The organism is Hydrogenophaga sp. (genome assembly GCF_028698005.1).
GTDB lineage: Bacteria > Pseudomonadota > Gammaproteobacteria > Burkholderiales > Burkholderiaceae_C > Hydrogenophaga.
In genome coordinates, this window is the sequence record NZ_JAQVEJ010000092.1 from 4,979 (window position 1) to 11,173 (window position 6,195).

The following is a 6,195-nucleotide window of genomic DNA, read 5'->3' on the forward strand; positions in this document are numbered from 1 at the left end:
CCACGCTCCGCCGCTGCGCGGGTCAGCGCCCGAGCAGGGGCGGGCCGCCGGCGGATTCGATGAGGGCGCGCGCCTGGGCACTCATGGGCACCGACTTCTGCCGCGGGAAGTCGACCCAGACCACCGTGGCGCCGCCGTTGGCACAGACCGTGTCCGGATCATCGGTGCACAGCATCTCATGGTAGGTGTCGAACGAGGTCTTGCCCATCGCGCCGACGTAGGTGCGCACCAGCACGTCGCCCGGAAACTCGAGTTGGCGGATGAAATTGCAGAATGCGTTGACGATCACCGGCCCCTCGCCCTTCGGGTCGGCCGGCAGCCCCATGCCATAGAACCAGTCCAGGCGGGCAATTTCCATGTAGCGGAAATAGAGGGTGTTGTTCACATGGCCCATGGCGTCCATGTCACCCCAGCGGATCGGTACCAAGATGCTGTGCACCAGCTTTTTGTCGGCAGGCAGTTCAAGCTTCACACACGTCCCTTTCAGCGATGGGCCCGGATCGATGACACGATGCCGAGCACGAACAACAGACAGGCCAGCCACTGCAGGGGCAGCGGCCAGGTCCCGTCCCAGGCAAAGGCGTAGACCAGGCCAAACACGGTCTCGCTGACGATGAGCTGACCCGCCAGGCTCGGGCTCAGGCGCCGGCTGGCCACGTTCCACAGCACGGCGGCCACCCAGCCCGCACCGATACCGGTGAAGACGCAAACGGCGACAAAGGTCGCCCAGCCAGGCCGCGCCACCAGTTCGGACCAGGGGGAGCCCCAGCCGACCCACAGCACACAGGCCCCCAGGCCGGCGGCCACCCCAAGCCAGTTTGACCAGGTGGTGGAGCCGATCTGCGGATGCCGTGTCAGCCAGCGGGCGTTGATCAGGCCAAAGGCCGTCCAGCTCGCGGCGGCGCACAGCGCCCAGGCTACCCCTCGCCACAGCGCTGCCCCCCGCGCGGTATCGACGTCACGCGCGCCAACGACGAACATCGCGGCCATACCCGCGGCCGTGAGCAACAGGCCCGGCATCAGCAGGCGCCAGCGCAGGTCCTGCGGTTTGCCCAACAGCATGAGCCACAGCGGTATGGTGCCGATGACCAGGACCGGCAGTGCGGGTCCGGCCTCGGCGATCGCCAGCACCAGCAGCAGGTAGTACCCGGTGTAGCCCAGGACGCTCAGCCCCAGCGCCGCGATCATCTGGCCGGGTACCGGTCGGGCCACCTGGCGCTGCCCGGCAGGCAGGCGCCACCACTGCCACACCAGCAGCATCAGCGAGAACAGGCCGCAGGCCAGAAAGCGGCCCACCGTGATGTCCACGGATCCGAACGCGGGCGCCAGCAGCGGCGCCATGAAGGTGGTGCCCCAGAAGGCACCCGCCCCCAGGCCCGCCAGCATGCCTGTCACACCGGCACCACCGGGCCTGTCCGGGCCAGGCCCGGCAATGACCGCTTCGGGGCTCACGCATCGACGCCGCAGCCGGCCGCGGTGATCGTTTCAGCGGTGGTCCGCCCCCCATGACCGGCCGCCTCGGCCCGCGGGGTCCGGCCGGCCGAACACGGGGAGGTGTCCTGTATGGTCAAAATTAGCACGGTCGTTCTATTTATTGCACATCCACGTAGAATGCTGTCCGCACGACGACACCGCCCGAAACGGTGAATCCGATCTGAAGAACATTATCTGCGAGACCCCCATGACCCCAGACGAAATCCTTGCCCAGTTCGGGCCGCGTGAAGCCATGGAATACGACGTGGTCGTCGTCGGCGGCGGCCCGGCCGGCCTGTCGACCGCGATCCGCCTGAAACAACTGGCCGCCGACAAAGGCAGCGAGGTCAGCGTCTGCGTTCTCGAGAAGGGATCCGAGCCGGGCGCGCACATCCTCTCGGGCGCCGTGATGGACCCCAGGGCGATCACCGAGCTGTTCCCCGACTGGAAGGCGATGGGCGCCCCGCTGAACCAGCCGGTCACCGGCGACGATCTGCTCGTGCTGTCGGAGACCGGTGCCCAGCGCACCCCCGACTGGCTGATGCCACGCAACTTCCACAACGATGGCTGCTACGTCGTCAGCCTGGGTGCGGTCACCAAGTGGCTGGGCGAGCAGGCCGAGGCCCTGGGCGTTGAAATCTTCCCCGGCTTCAGCGCCGCCGAGGTGCTCTACCACGACGACGGTTCCGTCAAGGGGGTGGCCACCGGCAACCTGGGCATCGGCAAGGATGGCGAGCCGACCGAGAACTTCCAGATCGGCATGGAACTGCACGCCAAGTACACCGTGTTCGCCGAGGGTGCGCGCGGCCATCTGGGCAAACAGCTGATCGCCAAATTCAAGCTCGATGAAGGCAAGGATGCACAGACCTTTGCCATCGGCATCAAGGAACTGTGGGAAATCCCGGCCGAGAAGGCCAAGCCGGGCCTGGTAGTGCACACCGCCGGCTGGCCGCTGGCGGACGACACCTTCGGCGGTGGCTTTCTCTACCACCTGGAAGACAACAAGGTCACGCTGGGTTACGTGATCGGTCTGGACTACCAGAACCCCTGGATGAGTCCGTTCGAGGAGATGCAGCGCTGGAAGACACACCCGGCCATCAAGGCGCACATCGAAGGCGGCAAGCGCCTGGGCTACGGTGCCCGTGCGCTGAACAACGGCACGCCCCAGGCACTGCCCAAGACGGTGTTCCCGGGCGGCGCGCTGGTGGGTTGCGACGCGGGCTTTCTCAACGCGGCACGCATCAAGGGCAGCCACGCGGCCATCAAGAGCGGCATGCTGTGCGCCGAGGCAGCCTACGAGGCCATCACGGCCGGCCGCCAGGGTGACGAGCTGACCGCGTTCGAGTCCGGCTTCAAGGCCAGTTGGCTGCACGAAGAGCTCTGGACCTACCGCAACTTCAAGAACTGGTTCAAGAAGAGCCCGCTCATGGGCAAGCTGATGACCGGCGTGGAGCACTGGTTCCTGCCCAAGGTCGGCGTGAGCGTACCGCCCTGGACCATCCACAACACGGTCAAGGACCACACCAAGCTCAAGCCCGCGGCCGAGATGCCCAAGATCGCCTACCCGAAGCCGGATGGCGTGATCACCTTCGACCGCCTCTCCAGTGTGTTCATGTCCAACACCAACCACGAGGAGAACCAGCCGGCGCACCTGACGCTCAAGGACGCCAGCGTGCCGGTGAAGATCAACCTGGCCAAGTACGCCGGGCCGGAAAGCCGCTACTGCCCGGCCGGCGTGTACGAGTTCGTCGAAAAGGACGGGCAGGACCAGTTGGTGATCAACGCGCAGAACTGCGTGCACTGCAAGACCTGCGACATCAAGGATCCGACGCAGAACATCGTCTGGGTCACGCCCGAGGGCGGTGGCGGACCGACCTACGCCGGCATGTAATGTAATGCCCCCGACCTCCGGCAAGGCCACCGCTCGCGGTGGCCTTTTCATTTTGGTTTGGCGGCGATGCCACACCCGCAGCGGCCAAATGTAACAAAAGATATTCAATGAGCCATGATGGCCCTATGCTGTGGCACGGGGTTTTTCATGAAAACGGCGAAGATCTACCAACACCGCTGGGCGCTGATACGGGTTCCGATACTGGCCATGCTCATCGTGCTGGGCACCCTGGCCTGGTGGCAGCTCTACCCCATGCCGCCGCGCCATGTGGTGATCAGCGGCGGCATGCCCGACGGTGCCTACGAGGCACATGCCGCGCGCTACGCCGAAGCCTTCGGCCGCCACGGCATGCGCGCCAAAACCCTCGGGTCACCGGGCTCACCGGTGAATCTGCAGCGTCTGGGCCATGGCCAGGCGGATCTGGCCCTGGTGCAAGGTGGCATGGCCTGGACACCGGACGGCAGCCCCACCCTGCCACCAGGCAAGGCACCGGTGCAGACCATAGCCATCGTGGACACCGAAGGCCTGTGGCTGTTCAGCCGGCACACCCACATCCGCTCACTGACGGAGCTGTCGGGTCGCCGTGTGGCGGCCGGCCCGATCGACAGCGGCCACCGCCACCTGCTGCAGCGGCTGCTGCGCCACCAGCGCGTTGCCGACAGCGACGTTCAGTGGTCATCGCTCAGCGGCCTGGAAGCGGCGCGTGCGCTGGAGCGCAACGCGCTCGATGCCGTCTTCCTGGTCGCCTCGCCCCATGCACCGGTGGTGATGCACCTGCTGCGCACGCCGGGTGTTCATCTGGCCCGCATCGAAGGCGCCTCGGCCATCATCGAACATCACCCGTTCCTGGACGCCCGCTTGCTGCCTCAGGACAGCCTGGGCAAGGGCCTGCCGGCCCTGGACACCCCGCTGCTGACCACCAGCACCCATTTGCTGGCCCGGGGCGGGCTGGACCCCGCCGTCCAGCGGCTCGCGGCCGCCATCACCCGGGAGGTTCATGGCGGGCCCCAGGTTTTTCATCACGATGGTGAGCTGCCGAACCTGCGCCACACCGATTTTCCACCCTCACCGCAGGCGCGCCAGGTGCTCCTGCGCGGGCTGAGCGGGCCGGAAGCGTGGATGCCCTTCGTGCCGGCACAGTGGCTCCAGCGCCTGGTGGTGATCGGCCTGCCCCTGTCGCTGCTGGGTATCGGCCTGATGCACCTGATCCCCGCCTTTCTGCATTGGCGCCTGGTCGCCCGCCTCAGCAGCTGGTATGGCGAGCTGAAGTTCATCGAACACGATCTGCTGGTCAGACGGGTCGTCGATGTGGGGGGCATGGAACTCAGCCGCATCAACGCCCGGCTGGAGGCCATCATGGCGGCGACGGCCCGGATGCGTCTGCCCCCCGAACTGCAGCCGCGCTGGTACACCTTGCGGCAGCACATCGCCTTCGTGCGCTCACAACTGGAAAGGTACCGCGGGCGATGAAGCTCCTGCTGCTCTACTGCCGACGCTGGTGGATGATCTACCTGCCGATCCTGCTGACGCTGTGCATGCTGCTGGCCATCGTGACCTGGGTGTGGAAGCCGTTGCCACCCAAGCGCCTGGTGATCGGCGCCGGTCCCGCACCCAGCAGCTACTTCCTGCTGGCGCAGCAGTATGCGCAGCGCCTGGGTGCCATGGGCATCGAGGTGCAGGTCGTGCCGCACCCGCGGCCGCAGGACCCACTGGGCAAGCTGACGGCGGGTGCCCAAGGCGTGGATGCCACGTTTGCCCAGGGCCTGTATGCCCAGGAAGCCCCGCACGCGCTCGCCCTGGCGGTGATCGGGCACGAACTGGTCTGGCTCTTCGGCCGCGATGGGATGACCCACCCGGGCCAGTGGCGGGGCCGGCGCGTGGCGGCCTCGGTAGCGGGGTCGTCGAACCGCCTGATGGCCCTGCGGCTGCTGGCACACATGGGCGTGCCGGCCGATGAGGTGAGCTTCACCGACCACGTCGGCTCATCGGCGGTGGAGGCACTGTCCCGTGGTGAGGTCGATGCGGTGGTGCACGTGGCGGCGGGGACATCCCAGACGGCCATCGACCTGGCCCGGCTCGACGGGGTCCAGCTGCTCACGGTCGAGCGCAGCGGATCGCTGGCTGCCCGCGACCCGCTGCTGCGTCCGGTCGTCATGCCCCAGGGCGCCATCGAGCTGCGCGGCAACATTCCCGACCGCGACATCACGGCACTGGTCACGCCCACACACCTGGTGGTGCGCGCGGACCTGCACCCCGCGCTGCAGCGGGCACTGCTCGACGTGGCACTGGAGTTGCACGCCGTGCCCGGCTTTCTGGAGCGGCAGGAAAACTACCCGACCCAGATCGGCAGCAATTTCCCCATCTCGGAGGTGGCCCGGCAGCACGCGCGCGGTTCGCGCCCCTGGCTGGAAACCATCCTGCCCTTTGGCAAGGCGCAATGGGCGGCACTGCTGGTGCAGGGGCTGCTCCCGGTCTTCCTGCTGGGCACCTTTCTGTTGCTGCGAGCCCCGTCCATCATCGAGTGGCGGGTGGGCGCCGCCCTGCATCATTTCTACGGCGAACTCAGTTTCATCGAGGGCGATGCGCAAGCCCCGGGCGCCGAACAGACCCAGGCGCGGGAGCAACTGCTGCATCGGCTCGGCGAACTCGAGCGGCAGGTGCTGGATATGGAGATCCCCGACCAGTTTGTGGCGCGCTGGTACACCCTGCGCGAACACCTGGCCCAGGTGGCCGAACGCCTGACGCCCGGCATCCCTTCCTCAGGCCCCCTCGGCGCGGCCGGGCCCGCCAAGGCGGCCCCACCTCCCTCCCATGGCTGACTTCCATCCAGC

At 67.3% G+C, this 6,195-nt stretch carries 5 protein-coding genes; 3 read left to right on the forward strand and 2 right to left on the reverse strand.

Annotated features, from left to right (window positions below; all coding sequences use genetic code 11):
- Positions 1 to 22 precede the first annotated feature (22 nt).
- Together PHQ87_RS10180 and PHQ87_RS10185 are read right to left on the reverse strand one after the other, a co-directional pair.
- Positions 23 to 472 (reverse strand): thioesterase family protein, encoded by a 450-nt coding sequence (locus PHQ87_RS10180; RefSeq protein WP_300233564.1) that lies wholly within the window; start codon positions 470 to 472, stop codon positions 23 to 25.
- A gap of 11 nt (positions 473 to 483) precedes the next feature.
- Positions 484 to 1,452, reverse strand: coding sequence for a DMT family transporter (locus PHQ87_RS10185; protein WP_300233566.1), 969 nt, complete (start codon positions 1,450 to 1,452; stop codon positions 484 to 486).
- Positions 1,453 to 1,681: 229 nt separating this feature from the next.
- Between PHQ87_RS10185 and PHQ87_RS10190 the strand changes: the two genes are divergently transcribed.
- The 3 genes from PHQ87_RS10190 (at position 1,682) to PHQ87_RS10200 (ending at position 6,183) form a co-directional block, all read left to right on the forward strand.
- Positions 1,682 to 3,364, forward strand: a complete 1,683-nt coding sequence (locus tag PHQ87_RS10190) for an electron transfer flavoprotein-ubiquinone oxidoreductase (RefSeq protein ID WP_300233568.1) — start codon at positions 1,682 to 1,684, stop codon at positions 3,362 to 3,364.
- 147 nt (positions 3,365 to 3,511) lie between these two features.
- Positions 3,512 to 4,834 (forward strand): TAXI family TRAP transporter solute-binding subunit, encoded by a 1,323-nt coding sequence (locus tag PHQ87_RS10195; RefSeq protein WP_300233569.1) that lies wholly within the window; start codon positions 3,512 to 3,514, stop codon positions 4,832 to 4,834.
- Positions 4,831 to 6,183 carry an ABC transporter substrate-binding protein gene (locus tag PHQ87_RS10200; protein WP_300233571.1) on the forward strand — a complete coding sequence of 451 codons (1,353 nt, stop codon included), beginning with the start codon at positions 4,831 to 4,833 and terminating at the stop codon, positions 6,181 to 6,183. The genes PHQ87_RS10195 and PHQ87_RS10200 overlap by 4 nt, the downstream gene beginning before the upstream one ends.
- Positions 6,184 to 6,195: the final 12 nt, after the last annotated feature.

Bases quoted from the DNA above. Each gene is read 5' to 3' on its own strand.
- PHQ87_RS10190 (WP_300233568.1), top strand. From the start codon at position 1,682: ATGACCCCAGACGAAATCCTTGCCCAGTTCGGGCCGCGTGAAGCCATG.
- PHQ87_RS10195 (WP_300233569.1), top strand. From the start codon at position 3,512: ATGAAAACGGCGAAGATCTACCAACACCGCTGGGCGCTGATACGGGTT.
- PHQ87_RS10200 (WP_300233571.1), top strand. From the start codon at position 4,831: ATGAAGCTCCTGCTGCTCTACTGCCGACGCTGGTGGATGATCTACCTG.